This is a genomic window from Brevundimonas sp., from assembly GCF_030656255.1.
Taxonomy (GTDB): Bacteria; Pseudomonadota; Alphaproteobacteria; order Caulobacterales; family Caulobacteraceae; genus Brevundimonas.
The window spans coordinates 26,837-42,643 of the sequence record NZ_JAUSOE010000059.1; the positions used below are offsets into that span (position 1 = coordinate 26,837).

Annotated in this window: 21 protein-coding genes; 16 read left to right on the forward strand and 5 right to left on the reverse strand. The window is 66.4% G+C overall.

The genetic code is table 11. The annotated features are described in order from the left end of the window. Positions 1–129 precede the first annotated feature (129 nt). The 14 genes from Q7J26_RS06530 to Q7J26_RS06595 all read left to right on the forward strand — a co-directional run bounded on the left by Q7J26_RS06530 (position 130) and on the right by Q7J26_RS06595 (position 6,269). Positions 130–618: a nuclear transport factor 2 family protein gene (locus tag Q7J26_RS06530; protein WP_304935685.1), complete on the forward strand. Its 489-nt coding sequence runs from the start codon at positions 130–132 to the stop codon at positions 616–618. Next, a complete protein-coding gene (gene recO, locus Q7J26_RS06535) occupies positions 618–1,349 on the forward strand; it encodes a DNA repair protein RecO (RefSeq protein ID WP_304935686.1) in 732 nt (243 codons plus the stop codon). The genes Q7J26_RS06530 and recO overlap by 1 nt, the downstream gene beginning before the upstream one ends. Before the next feature lie 239 nt (positions 1,350–1,588). Next, the gene (locus tag Q7J26_RS06540; RefSeq protein ID WP_008262254.1) at positions 1,589–1,927 is read left to right on the forward strand and encodes a RebB family R body protein; all 339 of its coding nucleotides are present in this window, start codon (positions 1,589–1,591) and stop codon (positions 1,925–1,927) included. 40 nt (positions 1,928–1,967) lie between these two features. Continuing rightward, positions 1,968–2,291, forward strand: coding sequence for a RebB family R body protein (locus tag Q7J26_RS06545; protein WP_008259391.1), 324 nt, complete (start codon positions 1,968–1,970; stop codon positions 2,289–2,291). A 73-nt stretch (positions 2,292–2,364) separates the two neighbouring features. Beyond that, positions 2,365–2,730: a RebB family R body protein gene (locus Q7J26_RS06550; RefSeq protein WP_035310418.1), complete on the forward strand. Its 366-nt coding sequence runs from the start codon at positions 2,365–2,367 to the stop codon at positions 2,728–2,730. After that, the gene (locus Q7J26_RS06555; protein ID WP_304935687.1) at positions 2,727–3,062 is read left to right on the forward strand and encodes a hypothetical protein; all 336 of its coding nucleotides are present in this window, start codon (positions 2,727–2,729) and stop codon (positions 3,060–3,062) included. The genes Q7J26_RS06550 and Q7J26_RS06555 overlap by 4 nt, the downstream gene beginning before the upstream one ends. Positions 3,063–3,089: 27 nt before the next feature. Further along, on the forward strand, positions 3,090–3,314 hold the full coding sequence (locus Q7J26_RS06560) for a RebB family R body protein (protein ID WP_008260453.1): 225 nt from the start codon (positions 3,090–3,092) through the stop codon (positions 3,312–3,314). Between the two features lie 3 nt (positions 3,315–3,317). Then, a complete protein-coding gene (locus Q7J26_RS06565) occupies positions 3,318–3,653 on the forward strand; it encodes a RebB family R body protein (RefSeq protein ID WP_304935688.1) in 336 nt (111 codons plus the stop codon). A gap of 19 nt (positions 3,654–3,672) precedes the next feature. Then, complete coding sequence (locus Q7J26_RS06570; RefSeq protein WP_008262209.1) at positions 3,673–3,906, forward strand: RebB family R body protein; 234 nt, start codon at positions 3,673–3,675, stop codon at positions 3,904–3,906. A gap of 31 nt (positions 3,907–3,937) precedes the next feature. Continuing rightward, on the forward strand, positions 3,938–4,321 hold the full coding sequence (locus Q7J26_RS06575; protein WP_304935689.1) for a hypothetical protein: 384 nt from the start codon (positions 3,938–3,940) through the stop codon (positions 4,319–4,321). A 23-nt stretch (positions 4,322–4,344) separates the two neighbouring features. Next, positions 4,345–4,695, forward strand: a complete 351-nt coding sequence (locus tag Q7J26_RS06580) for a hypothetical protein (protein WP_304935690.1) — start codon at positions 4,345–4,347, stop codon at positions 4,693–4,695. A gap of 19 nt (positions 4,696–4,714) precedes the next feature. After that, entirely contained in the window at positions 4,715–4,975 is a 261-nt protein-coding gene (locus Q7J26_RS06585; RefSeq protein WP_304935691.1) for a hypothetical protein, read from the forward strand. Then, a complete protein-coding gene (locus tag Q7J26_RS06590; RefSeq protein WP_304935692.1) occupies positions 4,972–5,301 on the forward strand; it encodes a hypothetical protein in 330 nt (109 codons plus the stop codon). Before Q7J26_RS06585 ends, Q7J26_RS06590 begins: the two co-directional genes overlap by 4 nt. A gap of 413 nt (positions 5,302–5,714) precedes the next feature. After that, positions 5,715–6,269, forward strand: coding sequence for an RNA polymerase sigma factor (locus Q7J26_RS06595; protein ID WP_304935693.1), 555 nt, complete (start codon positions 5,715–5,717; stop codon positions 6,267–6,269). Here the strand turns inward: Q7J26_RS06595 and Q7J26_RS06600 are convergent. Beyond that, the gene (locus Q7J26_RS06600; RefSeq protein WP_304935694.1) at positions 6,266–7,996 is read right to left on the reverse strand and encodes a cytochrome c biogenesis protein DipZ; all 1,731 of its coding nucleotides are present in this window, start codon (positions 7,994–7,996) and stop codon (positions 6,266–6,268) included. The genes Q7J26_RS06595 and Q7J26_RS06600 overlap by 4 nt on opposite strands. Before the next feature lie 147 nt (positions 7,997–8,143). On the opposite strand from Q7J26_RS06600, the gene parC reads away from it, so the two are divergent. Then, positions 8,144–10,357 carry a DNA topoisomerase IV subunit A gene (gene parC / locus Q7J26_RS06605; protein WP_304935695.1) on the forward strand — a complete coding sequence of 738 codons (2,214 nt, stop codon included), beginning with the start codon at positions 8,144–8,146 and terminating at the stop codon, positions 10,355–10,357. A 176-nt stretch (positions 10,358–10,533) separates the two neighbouring features. Here the strand turns inward: parC and Q7J26_RS06610 are convergent, their stop codons facing one another. Continuing rightward, positions 10,534–11,271, reverse strand: coding sequence for an arginyltransferase (locus tag Q7J26_RS06610; protein WP_304935696.1), 738 nt, complete (start codon positions 11,269–11,271; stop codon positions 10,534–10,536). Positions 11,272–11,385: 114 nt separating this feature from the next. After that, entirely contained in the window at positions 11,386–12,285 is a 900-nt protein-coding gene (locus Q7J26_RS06615) for a flagellar motor protein MotB (protein WP_304935697.1), read from the reverse strand. Between the two features lie 129 nt (positions 12,286–12,414). On the opposite strand from Q7J26_RS06615, the gene Q7J26_RS06620 reads away from it, so the two are divergent. Further along, complete coding sequence (locus tag Q7J26_RS06620) at positions 12,415–13,275, forward strand: NAD(P)-dependent oxidoreductase (protein WP_304935698.1); 861 nt, start codon at positions 12,415–12,417, stop codon at positions 13,273–13,275. Here Q7J26_RS06620 and Q7J26_RS06625 read toward each other — a convergent pair. Beyond that, entirely contained in the window at positions 13,272–13,799 is a 528-nt protein-coding gene (locus tag Q7J26_RS06625) for a GNAT family N-acetyltransferase (RefSeq protein ID WP_304935702.1), read from the reverse strand. The genes Q7J26_RS06620 and Q7J26_RS06625 overlap by 4 nt on opposite strands. Next, entirely contained in the window at positions 13,766–15,805 is a 2,040-nt protein-coding gene (locus Q7J26_RS06630) for a S9 family peptidase (RefSeq protein WP_304935699.1), read from the reverse strand. Before Q7J26_RS06630 ends, Q7J26_RS06625 begins: the two co-directional genes overlap by 34 nt. Positions 15,806–15,807: the final 2 nt, after the last annotated feature.

Here is a 15,807-nt window from a genome sequence, read left to right on the forward strand (position 1 = left end):
GTCCATTGGACCTTGGTCGAGCTTGTCCCCTTCGTCCATGATCTTCGTCAAATGTTCAAAGGCTAAGCACCGGCGGCGATCAGGCCCTAGCCTGTTTTCGAAAGCCGAGAACAGGAGTAGAACGAACTCATGATCGCCGCTCTCGCCGCCCTGGCCCTGATATCCGCCCCGTCGCAAGCCATGCAGGACCCCGTCTTCGCCGCAGAGGCCGTGGTGGACCAGATGCATGGGGCGGCGTCGCGCGCTGACGCCGACGCCTATTTCGATCTGTTTACAGCAGATGCCCGCTTCATCGGGACGGACGCGACCGAGCGCTGGACGCTGGCGCAGTTCAAGGCCTATGCGACGCCCTATTTCTCGCGCGGGCAGGGGTGGACCTATCGGCCGCACGACCGGGTGGCGACCCTGGCGCCCGGCGACTGTCGCTGCATCGTCTGGTTCGACGAACTGCTGGACAATGACGCCTATGGGCTGACGCGCGGTTCGGGCGTGCTGCGGCGGACCGAGGACGGCTGGAAGATCGAGCAGTATGTGTTGAGCATGCCCATTCCGAAGGACAAGGCGAAGGCCGTGGTGGCCCTGATCGAGGCGCCGGAGGCGGCGGATCCCGTTCCCTGATGGATTTTCATGAAGAGGCTTTCGTCCTGTCGGCGCGCGCCCATGGGGACACCGGCGCCGTGGTGGACCTGCTGACCGAGACCCATGGACGGCGCGCGGCCTATGTGGCGGGCGGGGCGTCACGCAAGATGCGGCCGTTTCTGCAGGCCGGGGCGCGGGTGGTGGCGGATTATCGGGCGCGGACGTCGGATCATCTGGGCGGGGCGCGGCTGGAGCCGGTGGGCGAGGGGCCTAGCGCCCTGTTCGACGACGCCCTGGCCCTGACCGGACTGGCGGCGGCGGCGGGGGTGGCCCAGGGCGCTCTGCCGGAGCGCGAGCCTCATCCCGGCGTCTTCCTGGCTTTCGAGGCCCTGATGGGGGCCTTCGCCCTGCCGGACGTCTGGCCGGCCATCTTCGTGCGGTTCGAGGCGGGCTTGCTGGAGGACCTGGGCTTTGGTCTTGATCTGTCGAAATGCGCGGCGACCGGGACGGCGGACGACCTGATCTATGTCAGCCCTCGCACCGGACGGGCCGTCAGCCGCGAAGCCGGCGCCCCCTATGCCGACAAGATGCTGACGCTGCCGCCCTTCATGCTTGGGGCGCAGGCGGGACTGGTCGAGGGGGACGTCAAGGCGGGATTCGACCTGACGGGGCATTTCCTGGAGCAGTTCGTCTTTCATCCGCAAAACAAGCCCCTGCCGGCCGCGCGTGTCTGGATGCTGGACAAGCTGGCCGAGACGGGACGTCTTTAGGCGAGGGCCCTGGTTCAAGTCCCATAGCGCGCCGGTTCGGTGCGAGGCTCGCGTTCATTTTTGCGCCTCGCAAGCGTGAGGCGACGGCGTTCGCCTGAACCCTTCTTCAAGTCTGTCTCGAAAAACAACCATGGGAATTCACGCCAGGCGACATGGCGCGTCATGGTTGTGGGGGTCGACTTTCAACGGGGCCACGCGACCCTCCATCCGAGGCCTCAATCGAATGGAAGGAGACAACCATGGCTATTCCGACACCGGTGAACGGTCAGATCACCGACGCCGTCACCCAGGCGAATGTGAAGGTCCTTGGCGACGCCCCGGCGATGGCCATGGGCGCGATCTATCAGTCGCTCGCCCACTCCACCGGCATTCTCTACGAGAACGCGACCTCCTCGCAGCAACAGCTGGCGATCGCCGCCCAGGCCGCGACCAATCAGGGCGTGATCCAGATCTACAGCGTCGACACCATGGCCGGCGCGGTCGCCACATCGAAGATCGCCCAGTCGGATACGCCCGACAACATGATGGCCCTTCTGACGGCCCTGCGCGCCGTCGGTCCCACGGCCGCGGTTTCCTGATTTTCCGTCCCGCAAAACCCAAAACAGAAGGACTTGAGACATGGCGCTTCCGACACCCGTCAACGGCATGATCACCGACGCCGTCACCCAGGCCAACGTCAAGGTGCTGGGCGACGCCCCGGCCATGGCCATGGGCGCGATCTATCAGTCGCTCGCCCACTCCACCGGAATTCTCTACGAAAACGCCGCCTCTTCGCAGCAGCAACTGGCCATCGCCGGCCAGGCCGCGACCAATCAGGGCGTCATCCAGATCTACAGCGTCGATACCATGGCCGGCGCTGTCGCGGCCAGCAAGATCAGCCAGTCGGACACGCCTGACAATCTGTTGTCCCTGCTGACGGCCCTGCGCGCCACGGCGGCCTGACGCCGCCCTTGGATATCCGTGAAGGCTGCGGCGGGAGGCTGGCGCCCGCCGCGCCAACCCCTGGAGGACGACCATGGTCGAGGCGAAGATGAACGAGAAGACGGCGGAAAAATCCGCACAGACCCTCGGCGACTTCGAGGAGATTCTGAAGCTCATGCTGGAGCTCAGCAAGAACCCCGCGACGGCCCCCACGGCGGAATCGGTCGCCAATACCCTGCTGACCGTCATCGGCTCGGGTCCCAGCTTCGCGGCGATGCAGAGCCTGGTGGCCGCCAATCAGGCCAGCGGGATGATGTACCACAACGCCGTCGCCAACCAGCAGACCACAAACATCCTTGGCATGGTCGCGACCATGAACTGCGTCCAGGCGCTGATGGACAAGCCGTCCGTCATTCCGTGGCCGGACATCGGTCCGCGTCGTGAGGAGCCATTCGAATGACACGCGAGGACAAGCGATTGAGAACGGAAGAAGGGCTCGCCGTCTCGGCCTGTCGGGACGACGCCCTGCTGCTGTGCGCCGGAGCCGGCGTGTGCAACGCCGGTCTGATCACCATCATGGCCTCGGCGGACGCCTTCGCCGCGCGTCTGGCCGCTTCGACGCAGCATGCGGCGGAACTGTCGACGCTGCAGATCCGGCAACTGGCGGCCAGTCTGTCTGACATGCAGCAGGTTCGCACGGTCCGGACTGCCGACGTCGGCGTGCGGTCGGTGTCGCAAGTTCGTCAGGAGCCTGCGCCATCGGCCTTCTACGGCGCGCCGGTCGTCACCTGAGCATCAAGAAAAGGGGGAGGCTTCGTCGTGAGCGACACGGTCAACGCACAGATCACCGACGCCGTCACCCAGACCAACGTCAAGGTGCTGGGCGAGGGGCCGGCGGAAGCCATGGCCGTATCGGTCCAGGCGGTGGCGCACGCCACCAGTCTTTCGGTCGAGAACGCCAGCCAGACCCAGGGGGGCATGCAGCAGATCAATAACGCCGCCGTCGGCGCCCTGATCGCCAAGATTCTCGAAATCGCGGTCTGAGCCATGGCCTATCCGACCGCCGTGAACAGTCAGATCACCGATGCGGTGACGCAGCAGAACCTGATGGTCCTGGGCGCCGCCTCCACGATCGCCATGGGCTCGATCTATCAGAGCGCGGCCCATTCGACGGCGATCGTGTTCGAGAACGCGGTCCAGGCCCAGCGCCAGGCCTCGATCTGCGCCCAGGCCGCCACCAACCAGGGCGTGATGCAGGTCTATGAGATGGGAAGCATGGTCTCGGCCATCGCCACCACGCGGATCGCCGCCCGACCGCCGGCGCCCAGCCCGCTCGAAAACGCCCTTGTTCTGCTTATCGCCGCCAAACTGCTGAATCTCTAGAATTGTCAGGATCTGAACCATGGCCGCCGACACGCCCGTCAACTCGCAAGTCACCGACGCGGTCACCCAGACCAACGTTAAGGTGCTGGGCGAAGCGCCGGCCCAATCGATGGCGCTGGTCTATCAGAGCATGGCCCATTCGATCTCTCTGGCCATGCAGAACGCCCAGCAGGCGCAAGGGGGGCTGCAGCAGATCGGCAACGCCGTCACCTCCAGCGCCGTCACCATGATCATGAACGCGGCGCAGAAATAGCGCCTTCATCTGAAACGAGAGCTTTCGCGCCGTGACCGAACCGACCGTCAACAGCCAGATCAAGGACGCCGTTCAGACCTCGACGAACTGGGCGCTGGGCTTCGCGCCGCTCGAGCAGGGCACGCCCTCGACCTCGACGCGCGTCTCGGCCGGCGGCGCCATCGCCTACGACAAGGCCACCCAGGCGGCGGCTCTGTCGGTGCAGGACGCCGCCGATTACCAGCGCAACATGCTGTCCATCAGCACCACCGTCCAGGGCAAGGCCATGGCCATGATGCTGGCGTCGGGCGGGATGAACGAACCGGCGCTTATCGCCTACGCCATGGCCCTGGTCAGTTCGTTCGCGGCGCCGATCGCGGCGGGCCTGGCGGCGGAATCCGTCACCACGGCGGTCAAGACCTTTCCCAGAAACTAGCCGAAGAGAGAGAAGGAGCAGCCATGTCCCGTTTGACCCTATCGAAGATGAGCGACGCCGAGGCCGTCGTCCAGGAAGCGGAAACGCTGGAATGGGAGACGCGATGCGAGACCGAGCGGTGGAGCGACGCCGCAGAAGACAGACCCTCGGCCGAACGGTTTGAGGAAAGCCAGTCCAGATATCAGGAACTGCGTGCTGCGGCGGAGGCGATGGTCGCCATTCTGTACCGAATGCAGGAGCCGTTGCTGACCGATCCCTATGCGCCCTGGGCGGCGAAGCTGATGGTCAAGGCGCGCGGCCTGTTGACCGATATCGAAGACGGCGAGCTGGTCGAGAAGATCTCGTTCGTCTCCGCCGGCTCCGACAAGGAATGAGGCCGGACAGGAGGGTTTGATGACAGACGATTCTCCTACGCCTGAGGCCGCCGGCGGCGAGCCGCAGGTTCCGGCTGCGGATCCCATTGTCGTGGCGGCCCGCCGGATGGTCGCCGAGGTCTTCAGGACCTCGGCTGCGCGCCTGCCGGAGTTGCTGGCGGCTCAGTCGCCGCCGGACACGCCGATTCCCCAGTTCACCGAGGCCATGATCGAGCAGCTTCAGGTGCAGCTGACGCGGGCTCTGGGGCTGCCGCCCGATGAAGACGGATCCGCCCGATGACGGATGCGCAAGGGGCGAGTGGACGACATCTCTATGACTCCATATCGGAGCAGAAACACACGGTCGTCGACAGTTTCGCCGATCAGCGCGAGCTGTTGAAACGCGCCGTGGCCGAGCAACGCCTGGCGGCCATGCCCGAAGACATGCAGCGCGCGGCGAGGGGGCCTTCCGCCCAGGTCAGTCTCGAGATCGTCGAGGCCTTGCAGAAGATCATCGCGCGCGAGGTGACACGGCAGTTGGACCTCGCGATCTGCGCAATGATCGAACGGACCGCCGCATCGTCATCGGCCGTCGCGCCGGCTCACGAGGCGTCAGCCGGCCAATAGCTGTCAATATTTGCAAGCATCGCGTGAACTGGCTTCACAAAAAGAAATAATGCCCGTCTAAGTAGTATGACTGGGGCTGTTTCAAACTCTGGTTGATGTGACGTCGTCGATCCAGCATCGCGACGAGACCTCGACCGGTACGCTCCCGTTGGTTCTGCCAGGCCAAGCGTAGGGGGCGAGCTCGTTTTGAGCTTGATGGTCACTCCTCACGCCGAGGGGGAGTGACGGATATGAATGTCGTCCGGTTGTTTCCGGATTGGGAGACGGAAAGCGGAGAGGAAAGGGCGCCTGCGACGCCTTCGCCGCCTGAGCGGCGTTCTGCTTCCCATCGTTCAGCGCCGCGTACGCCGTCGCCTGTCGAGATTCTGGCCCGAGCGGCCGGCGGCGATCGGGGCGGGGGTCCAAAAGCCGGGTTGACGCCAGCGGGCGTGATCGCGCGCGCTCTGGACCGGCCGCCGTCAATGGACCGCTTCTGGGCGATCTGGATGGCGCATCAGAGCAGTCTGCGGCAGCGAAGCCTGCGGCTCTCCGGCGGCAATCGGGCCGACGCCGAGGACGCGTTGAGCGCGGCCATGGTGCGGGCGGCCCAGGCCTTTGACCGTCAGCCGGTGCAGAACCCCGGGGCCTGGCTGGTGCGGATCCTGCACAACGCCTGCATGGATCAGCACCGCCAGAACGCCAATCGCATTCCCATCGCGACAGAGGACGCCGATCTGCCGTCACCCTCCGCCGCCGCCTGGGTCAAGGCGGCGCCGTCGCCGGAGGAGGCGCTGTCGCAGCAGGAAAGCGATGCAGCCTGGGGCCGGGCCATGAACGCTCTTCCGGCCGCCTTGGTCGAACCCTTGCGGCTTCATCTGGACGACTGGAGCGACGACCGTATCGCCGCCCATCTGAACATCAGCCGAGAACTGGTCCGCAAGCGTCGCCAGTTGGCCAAGAACCGGCTGCGGCTGCTGCTGGACCTTTAGCCGAAGGTGAAGGCGAAGACCTGGACGCCGGGATCGAGAAACTCGATCTCGAAGGTGCGTTCGCGCACTGGGCCTGACTGGCGGATCAACTGATACAGGCGCTGCTGGTCGATGCGGCCCACCCCTTGGGCGTCGATGTCGGAGCCGGCGTCGGCGCCGGGCGCCTGGCCGTCGATCAGGACGCGGAAACGCGGCGTCGCGCCGGTCGCGCCCGGCCCCATGACCAGATGCAGGTCGCGGGCCTTGAAGCGGAACGAGACCCGTCCGCCCGCCGCCGCCAGTTCGGCGTGCTCGCGCGTCACGCGCCAGCGCCCGACCAGGCTCCAGTCGTTCAGGTCCAGCGGGCTGGCCACATAGGTCTTGACGGCGTCGCGGGCGAGGCCGCCCGGCGAGCGGAAGTTTTCGGCGCGGGCGTAGCCGACATAGGTCTCGGGCGAGCCGAGCTGGTCCATGGCGGCGGCGGCCTCGGCGCCCTGGGCCTGAACCCGGACCACGTCGGCGGCGACATCGGCGGCCCCGGCCTCCTTGAGCAGTTGCTGGATGACCCGTTCCGAGCCCTCATAGTCGCCCTCGCCGAAATGGTGGTGGCGAATGCGGCCCTGGGCGTCGATGAAGTAATGGGCGGGCCAGTACTGGTTCTTGAAGGCGCGCCAGATGGCGAAATCATTGTCCATGGCGACCGGATAGTCGACGCCGAGACGGCGCACCGCGTCGCGGACATTGGCCTCTGACTTCTCGAAGGCGAACTCGGGCGTATGGACGCCGATCACGACCAGGCCCTGATCCTTGTACTTGTCGGCCCAGGCCCGGACATAGGGCAGGGCGCGCAGGCAGTTGATGCAGGAATAGGTCCAGAAATCCACGACCACCACCTTGCCGCGCAGTTGCTCCGGCGTCAGGGGCGGGGAGTTGATCCAGGTGGTGGCTCCGGTCAGGGGCGGCATGACGCCCTCGACCGGCAGGTTGGCCAGGTCCGTCGGGGCCGCGTTCATCGGCGCGCCGCGGCCGATGGTGGTCAGCAGCGCCTGTTCCAGCCTTCCGGTGCTGCCGGCCGAGATCCGGGTCAGAAGGCCCGTGTCCAGGCCCAGGCCGATGGCGACGACGCCGATCAGGACAAGGACGCCCAGGCCGCGTCGCAGCCATTCCCCGGCCCCGAGCGCCCCCTTCATCGCCTTGAACACTCGGCCGCCGACGACCAAGGCCAGTGCCAGGGATGTGGCGGCGCCCAGGGCATAGGCCAGAAGCAGGACCGTCGTGCCGACGCCCGCGCCTTGAAGCGCCGCCCCGGTCAGGATGACGCCCAGGATCGGTCCGGCGCAGGGGGCCCACAACAGGCCTGTGGCCACGCCCAGCAGCAGGGAGGCGCGCACGTCGCCCTGGTCGCCCGACTGGCGTTCGGCCCGTTCCGTCAGCCATGAGCCCAAGGCCACGAAGGGCCGCATCAAACGGTCGCCGAACTGGGGGATCAGCAGGCTGAGGCCCAGCACCGCCATGACCGCGAGCGCGATCCAGCGTCCCGCCTCATTGGCCCGCACCGCCCAGCCGCCGCCCACGGCCGCCAGACTGGCCACACCGGCGAAGGTGATCGCCATGCCGACCAGCAGCGGAAAGCCGTTGCGCACAAACGGGCGGTCGGCACGGGCGAAGACGAAGGGCAGGACCGGCAGGATACAGGGGCTGACGATGGTCAGGGCGCCGGCCAGATAGGAAAGCAGGAACAGGATCATGGTGACGGGCCTGACGTGAGAATGTCACCCTCATACGACCGGGGGCGGCGTTCGGTTACCTTTCGACAGGCTTCTCCCACAGATAGACGCCCTGTCTTGAACTGAACGGGCTAGACTTCGCGCTCCCGATCCTCGATTCGCTGGCCCATGACGATCCACGCTCCGCCGCCGGAAGGCGGCCGTATCATCGACGAGCCGATGGAGACGGCCCTCAGCCGCCGCTATCTGGCCTACGCCCTGTCGACCATCACCAACCGCGCCCTTCCCGACGTTCGGGACGGGTTCAAGCCCGTGCACCGGCGCATCCTTTACGCCATGCACCAGATGCGTCTGAACCCGCAGGCGGCGGCACGTAAATGCGCCAAGGTCGTCGGCGAGGTCATGGGCGGATACCACCCGCACGGCGACGCCTCGATCTATGAAGCCCTGGTGCGTCTGGCCCAGGACTTCGCCCAGCGCTATCCGCTGGTCGACGGTCAGGGCAACTTCGGCAATATCGACGGCGATAGCGCGGCGGCCATGCGCTACACCGAGTGTAAGCTGACCCCGGCGGCCGTGCTGCTGCTGGACGGGATCGACCAGGATTCGGTTGATTTCCGTCCGACCTATGACGACCAGGACGAAGAGCCGATCGTCCTGCCGGCCGGCTTCCCCAATCTGTTGGCCAATGGATCGTCCGGCATCGCCGTGGGCATGGCGACCTCCATTCCGCCGCACAATGTCGGCGAACTGATCGACGCCTGCCAGATGTTGCTGGATCGGCCCGAGGCGACGACCGAGGACCTGGTGCGACTGGTCCCCGGTCCGGATTTCCCGACCGGCGGGGTGGCCGTGGAAGGCCATGCCTCGATCCTGGACGCCTATGAGACGGGACGCGGCGGGGTGCGGCTGCGGGCGCGCTGGGAGACCGAGGACCTGGGGCGCGGCGTGTGGCGGATCGTCGTCACCGAAATGCCGTACCAGGTGCAGAAGTCGCGCCTGATCGAGGCGCTGGCCGACCTGATCGAGCACAAGAAGGCGCCGCTGCTGGGCGACGTGCGCGACGAGTCCGCGGAAGACATCCGCCTGATCCTGGAGCCCAAGAACCGCACCATCGAGCCCGAGATGCTGATGGAGAGCCTGTTCAAGCTGTCGGATCTGGAAGTGCGCTTCCCGATCAACATGAACGTGCTGGACGCCGACGGCACGCCGCGCGTCATGGGGCTGAAGCCCTGTCTGCGCGCCTTCCTGGATCACCGGCGCGAGGTTCTGAACCGGCGTTCGCAATGGCGGATCGCGCGGGTCGAAAAGCGGCTGCACCTGCTGGAAGGCCTGCGTATCGTCTTCCTCAACATCGACGAGGTGATCCGCATCGTCCGCGAGGAGGAACAGCCCAAGGCCGTCCTGATCGCGCGCTTCGGCCTGACCGAGGTCCAGGCCGATTTCATCCTCGACACCCGGCTGCGTCAGTTGGCGCGTCTGGAAGAGATGACGATCGAGAAGGAGTTCAAGGAGCTTTCGGAAGAGCTGGCGAACCTGCAGGCCCTGACGTCGTCGGAAGGCAAGCAGTGGAAGGCCATCTCCAAGGAGCTGGAGGCCGTGCGCAAGGCGCTGATCTCGCCGCGCCGGACGACCATCGCCGACGCCGTGGACTCGTCCGCCTTCGTGGCCCCCGAGGCCTTTATTCCGCGCGAGGCCATCACTGTCATCCTGTCGGAACGCGGCTGGATCCGCGCCGCCAAGGGCAAGGTCGAGGATCCGTCGGAACTGAAGTTCAAGGAAGGCGACCAACTGGCCTATCTGGTCCCGGCCTATACGACCGACAAGCTGCTGGTCGGGGCGTCGGACGGACGGATCTTCACCATCGGGGCCGACAAGCTGGCGTCCGGTCGGGGGCATGGCGAGCCGCTGCGGTTGATGATCGACCTGGATGAGAAGGCCGAGATCATCAATGTCCTGGCGCACCAGCCGGGCGGGAAACTGTTGATCGCGTCGAAGGCCGGCTATGGCTTCATCGCGCCGGAAGACGAGACCCTGGCCCAGAAGCGCGGCGGCAAACAGGTGCTGAACGGCGACATGCTGGCCATGCTGCGCATCCCGCAGACGCCGGCGGCCGATCATGTCGCGACCATAGGCGAGAACATCAAGACCCTGATCTTCCCATTGGCCGAACTGCCCGAGATGGGGCGCGGCAAGGGCGTGCGGCTGCAGGGCTTCAAACAGGGCGGCCTGGCCGATGTGACCGTGTTCAACGCCGAACAGGGCCCGGAATGGGCCGACGGCGGCGGACGCCGTCGCAACTGGCCCGACTGGAAGGACTGGCTGGGCAAGCGCGCCGGGGCGGGTCGTCAGGGACCGCGAGGCTTGCGGAAGTTCAGGTAGGGTTTGGCCTCTCCCTCCCCCTGCGGGGAAGGGGGGCGAAGGCGTAGCCGAAGCCGGGTGGGCCGGGCCGGGCGATACATCGATTTGCTCAGTTGGACCGTGCGTCCCTGCCGGGCCGCCCCCACCCCGTCGCTGCGCGACGCCCCTCCCCGGACGGGGAGGGAGAGGCGGTTCGCTTAATCTTCTAGCCGCACCCAGCCGAGCTTGCCCAGCACTTCCATCGGGCGGAAACCCGACTTGTAGTCCATCTTGTCCGAGCCCTGGACCCAGTAGCCCAGATAGACGAAGGGCAGGCCGACCAGGGCCGCCTGGCGAACGTGGTCCAGGATGGCGAACCGGCCCAGGCTGCGGCGCTCCAGGGTCGGATCATAGAAGCTGTAGACCATCGACAGCCCGTCCTTCAACAGATCGGTCAAGGTGACGGCGACCAGATCGCCCGGGCCGCCGTCGGTCGAAGCCAGGCGATATTCTATCAGATGGGTGCGAACCGTCGTGTCCTCGACCATGGCGACATAGTCGAGCCAGCCCATGTCGCTCATGCCGCCGGTCGGGTGGCGGGTGGTCAGATAGCGACGCAGCAACTGGAACTGTTCGGTCGTGGCCTCGGCCTCGACCAGACTGCGCGACAGGTCGTCGTTGCGCGCCAGCACCTTGCGCTGCGACCGGCTGAAGGCGAACTCGGGGACCGGCAGGCGGACCGAGACGCAGGCGTCGCAGGCTTCGCAGGCCGGGCGATAGGCGATGTTCTGGCTGCGCCGGAAGCCGGCGATGGTCAGTTCGTCGTTGACGTGGGCGCCGTCCGAAAAGGGCAAATTGGCGAAGACCTTACGCTCGGTCTTGTCCGGCAGATAGGGACACGGCGCGACCGAGGTCATGAAGAACCGGAGCTGTCGTGTCGGGACATGCTGCGTCACGGCGCTAGATCCGCACCCGATCTTGCCGAGAGTGTGACGGTCGAAGGCTCATGGTCGGATTTGGCGTCATTCCTCGCCGGGCCGCAAGCGTGTTCGCGCCACAGCCGAGCGGGATCACAGCGAGGTGTCCATCGGCAGGACGGGGGCCTCACGCAGCAGAACGATGGCGATGCGGCGGTTGCCGGCCAGGGTCGGGTCGTCGGGATAGAGGGGGTCCGAACCCGCTTTGCCGGCGACGGAATAGACCCGGTCAGCGTCTACGCCCGCGCCCTGCAGCACCAGGCGAGAGCCGTTGGCCCTTTCCGAGGACAGGGTCCAGTCGGCCGGTCCGCTGGCGCGATTGGAGCCGGGCGTGGCGCTGGTGTGGCCGGTGATGGAGATACGGTTCGGCAGTTGGTTGATGACCTTGGCCACGGCGCGCAGCAGGACCTGGGCCCGGGCGTTCGGCCGGGCCGAGTTGTTGTCGAACATGGAGCGGCCCTCCTGATCGACCAACTGGATGCGCAGGCCCTCGGGCGTCTGATCGACGATCAGCTGTTTCGACAGTTCGGCAAGTTCCGGCATCGACTGCATGGCCTGACGCAGGGATTCGGCGGCGCTGGCGAACTCGGCGGCCTCGCGCTTCTGGATCTCGGCCTGGAGCGCGGCCTCGCTGGCGGATGCGAGATTGGTGCTGGATCCGGCGGTCGTGGCGTCGGCCGGGGCTTCGGGCGCGAGTTGCTCGATCACCGACTGAGATCCGGAGCTCTTGGGGCCGTCGTCGCCGAGGGCTGTGCCGCCCAGTATGCCGCCCGAGCCGGACGTGGTTTCGGACACGCTGGCCGGCGCGAAATATTCGGCAATGCCCTTCTTCTGCTCCGGATCGGTCGTGTTGATCAGCCACATCAGCAGGAAGAAGGCCATCATGGCGGTCACGAAGTCCGCATAGGCCACCTTCCACGCGCCGCCGTGGTGGCCGCCGCCGGAGACCTTCTTGACCTTCTTGATGAGGATCGGACGATCGCTCACGGACATGGATGACTACCCCGAGTATTTCCGGACCATTGTGGGCGCAGCAAGGTTAACCCCGCGTTGATCGGGGCGCAGCGCCTTGAACACAGGTCCGGTGCGGCCTAGTCCCTGCGTCAGACCAAGGAGCTTGTCATGAAGATCTCATTCGCCGGCCTGGGCGTCATGGGCGCCCCGATGGCGCGTCACCTGGTCGAAGCGGGACACGACGTGACCGGTTTCAATCGCAGCCCGGCCAAGGCCGAGGCCTGGGCTTCCGCAGCGGGCGGGCGGTTTGCGATGACGGTGGCGGAGGCGGCCCAGGGCGCTGATCTATTCATCCTGTGCGTCGGCAATGACGACGACGTGCGCGCCGTCGTGACCGAGGCCCTGCCGAATCTGGCGGAAGGCGCGGTGATCGTCGATCACACGACGACGTCTGCGAAGGTAGCCCGCGAAATGGCGGAGCTGGCCGAGGGGCAGGGACGCCGCTTCATCGACGCCCCGGTATCGGGCGGCCAGGCGGGCGCCGAGAACGGCCAGCTCAGCGTCATGGCCGGCGGCGACGCCGAGGCGCTGGCCAAAGTCGAGCCTGTGTTGATGGCCTATTCCAAGGCGATCAAACATATGGGGCCGGCCGGATCGGGCCAGTTGACCAAGATGGTCAATCAGATCGCCATCGCAGGCGTGGTTCAGGGCCTGGCCGAGGCGGTGCATTTCGCCCAGGTCGCGGGCCTGGACACCGACGCCGCCTTTGACGCCGTCTCCAAGGGCGCGGCTCAGAGCTGGCAGATGGACAATCGCTGGAAGACGGCGGCGAAAGGCGAGTTCGAATTCGGCTTCGCTGTGGACTGGATGCGCAAGGATCTGGGCCTGGTGCTGGACGAGGCGCGGTCGAACGGGGCGCGGCTGGCCCTGACCGCCCTGGTCGATCAGTTCTACGCCGAGGTCCAGGCCATGGGAGGCAATCGCTGGGACACCTCCAGCCTGGCGGCGCGACTGCAGTCGAAGGGCTAAAGCCGTCTATGCATGACGTGCAGGCCGACCAGGCCGTCCCTCGGGTGGTCGAAGGCCTCCGGCAAGGTGCCGATGATCTCGAAGCCCAGCTTGCTCCATAGGGCCACCGCGACCGTATTGGTTTCGACCACAGCGTTGAACTGGATCGACCGGAAGCCGGCGTCGCGGGCGAAGTCGAGCGCGACCTCGCCCAGCCGACGGGCCAGGCCCCGCCCGCGCGCCTGTGGGGCGACCAGGAAGCTGCCGTCGGCCACATGGGCGCCATTGCCCTGCTGGTTCGGCGTGATCTTGGCCGCGCCGAGAACCCGGCCGTCATCGACCGCGACCAGAGTCGCGCCGGGCGGGGGCGGAGTCCAGATCACGCGGGCTGCGGCCTCGGTCAAATCCAGCGGATAGGTATAGGTCTCGCCGGCGCGTGCGACCGACTCGATGATGGGCCAGAGGCCTGGCCAATCGTCGGGCGTTGCGGGGCGGATGACGACGGGATGAGTCAGGCCTGTTCCCAGCCCTTGTCGACGGCCCAGACGGCGAAGGCGTAGTCGTGGGCGACTTCCTTCAGATAGTCGAACCGACCGGCCGCCCCGCCGTGTCCAGCCTCCATATTGATCTTCAGCAGCACCGGCTTGCCGGAGGTGGTCGCCGGCCGCAGCTTGGCGACCCATTTCTGGGGCTCCCAATAGGTGACGCGAGGATCGGACAGGCCGCCCGTCGCCAGTATGGCGGGATAGGCTTTCGGCCCCACCTGATCATAGGGGCTGTAGCTCATCATATAGTCGTAGGCCTCGGGGTCCTCGATGGGATTGCCCCACTCGGGCCACTCCGGCGGCGTGAGCGGCAGGGAGGTGTCGCTCATGGTGTTGATCACATCGACGAAGGGCACCTGGCCGATGACGCCGGCCCACAGGTCAGGCCGCATATTGTTGACGGCCCCCATCAGCAGACCTCCGGCCGACCCGCCCTGGGCGACGATTTTTCCAGTCGCGGCGTATTTGCGGTCGATCAGGTGTTCGGCGGCGGCGATGAAGTCGGTGAAGGTGTTCTTCTTCGTTATCCGGCGGGCGTCCAGGAACCAGCCCCAGCCCTTGTCCGAGCCGCCTCGGATATGGGCGATGGCGTAGATCCAGCCGCGATCCACCAGGGACAGCCGGTTGGTCGAGAAGCTGGCCGGCATCGGAATGCCATAGGAGCCGTAGCCGTAGAGCAGCAGGGGCGCCGAGCCGTCCACCGGCGTGGATTTGCGACGCAGCACCGTGACCGGCACCAACTGACCGTCCGAAGCGGGGGCGTTCAGCCGCTCGACCACATAGTCCGAGGCGTCATGGCCCGACGGCACCTCCTGAACCTTGCGCAGGGTCCGTTCCCGCGTGGCGAGGTCATAGTCATAGGTCGATGTCGGCGTGGACGGCGAGTTGTAGCCGTAGCGCATGACCGTCGTGTCGAACTCGGAGGCTCCGCGCAGGGAGAGGGAATAGGCTGGCTCGTCGACAGCGATCTCGTGCTCGGCGCCTGCGCGGTCGCGGATGACGATCTTCGTATTGGCGTCGGCCCGTTCCTGGCGGCCGATATGGTTCTTCGCCAGCGCCACGCTTTCAATGTAACGACCGGGCGTATGCGGGACCAGGTCGGTCCAGTGCGCCTTGCCCGGAGCGGCCGTCGGAGCCTCGACAATCCTGAAGTCGATTGAATCGTCGGCATTCGTGCGGATCACCCAGCGGTCGCCCCAGTGATCGGCGTCGTACAGCCGGCCGACGCGGCGCGGCTCCAGCACGGCGGGGGCCGCGGTCGGGTCGGCGGCGGGGATAAACCGCGCCTCGGACGTTTCCTGATTGGCGATCGAGATTATCACGAAGGCGTCGTCGGCGGAGCGGCCGACGCTGATGAACATGCCATCGTCGCTCTCCTCATAGACCAGCGACGTCTCTCCGCCACGGGCCGGACGGCGGAAGATCTTGTCAGGGCGACCGTTGTCGTCGCGGTTGGTCCAGAAAATCCACTGGCTGTCGGGAGAGAAGGTGAAGTCGCCGGTGGCCGAGCCGATCGGATCAGGCAGGACCTCGCCGTTCGCCAGGTCCTTGACGAAGCTCTGGTGCACCTCGGACCCCTGTGCGTCCTCGGAATAGGCGAACAGGGCGTGGTCGGGGCTATGGCCGGTGGCGCTGACCTGCGAATAAGCCTTTCCCTCTGCGAGGGCGTTGGCGTCGAGAAGCAGATCCGCCACGCCGCCGCCGCGCGGCTGGCGCATGTACCGGGGATGCTGCTCGCCGGTCCGGTATTCGACGAAATACTCCCAGGGGCCGTCAGGCGAGGGGACGGAGCTGTCCGCCTCCTTGATCCGCCCTTTCATCTCCTCGAACATCGCCGCCTGCAGCGGCAGGGTCGAGGCCATCATGGCTTCGCGATAGGCGTTTTCCGCCTCGAGATGTTCCTTGACGTCGGCCTTGATCAGGGTCGGGTCGCGCAGCACCCCCTGCCAGTTGTCGTCCTTCATCCACTGATAGTCGTCGACCCGGACCCGCCCCAGCTGCTCGATGC

Coding starts and splice junctions, on each gene's coding strand:
- Q7J26_RS06530 (WP_304935685.1), top strand. CDS start 130: ATGATCGCCGCTCTCGCCGCCCTGGCCCTGATATCCGCCCCGTCGCAA.
- recO (WP_304935686.1), top strand. CDS start 618: ATGGATTTTCATGAAGAGGCTTTCGTCCTGTCGGCGCGCGCCCATGGG.
- Q7J26_RS06540 (WP_008262254.1), top strand. CDS start 1,589: ATGGCTATTCCGACACCGGTGAACGGTCAGATCACCGACGCCGTCACC.
- Q7J26_RS06545 (WP_008259391.1), top strand. CDS start 1,968: ATGGCGCTTCCGACACCCGTCAACGGCATGATCACCGACGCCGTCACC.
- Q7J26_RS06550 (WP_035310418.1), top strand. CDS start 2,365: ATGGTCGAGGCGAAGATGAACGAGAAGACGGCGGAAAAATCCGCACAG.
- Q7J26_RS06555 (WP_304935687.1), top strand. CDS start 2,727: ATGACACGCGAGGACAAGCGATTGAGAACGGAAGAAGGGCTCGCCGTC.
- Q7J26_RS06565 (WP_304935688.1), top strand. CDS start 3,318: ATGGCCTATCCGACCGCCGTGAACAGTCAGATCACCGATGCGGTGACG.
- Q7J26_RS06570 (WP_008262209.1), top strand. CDS start 3,673: ATGGCCGCCGACACGCCCGTCAACTCGCAAGTCACCGACGCGGTCACC.
- Q7J26_RS06580 (WP_304935690.1), top strand. CDS start 4,345: ATGTCCCGTTTGACCCTATCGAAGATGAGCGACGCCGAGGCCGTCGTC.
- Q7J26_RS06585 (WP_304935691.1), top strand. CDS start 4,715: ATGACAGACGATTCTCCTACGCCTGAGGCCGCCGGCGGCGAGCCGCAG.
- Q7J26_RS06590 (WP_304935692.1), top strand. CDS start 4,972: ATGACGGATGCGCAAGGGGCGAGTGGACGACATCTCTATGACTCCATA.
- Q7J26_RS06600 (WP_304935694.1), bottom strand. CDS start 7,996: ATGATCCTGTTCCTGCTTTCCTATCTGGCCGGCGCCCTGACCATCGTC.
- parC (WP_304935695.1), top strand. CDS start 8,144: ATGACGATCCACGCTCCGCCGCCGGAAGGCGGCCGTATCATCGACGAG.
- Q7J26_RS06615 (WP_304935697.1), bottom strand. CDS start 12,285: ATGTCCGTGAGCGATCGTCCGATCCTCATCAAGAAGGTCAAGAAGGTC.
- Q7J26_RS06620 (WP_304935698.1), top strand. CDS start 12,415: ATGAAGATCTCATTCGCCGGCCTGGGCGTCATGGGCGCCCCGATGGCG.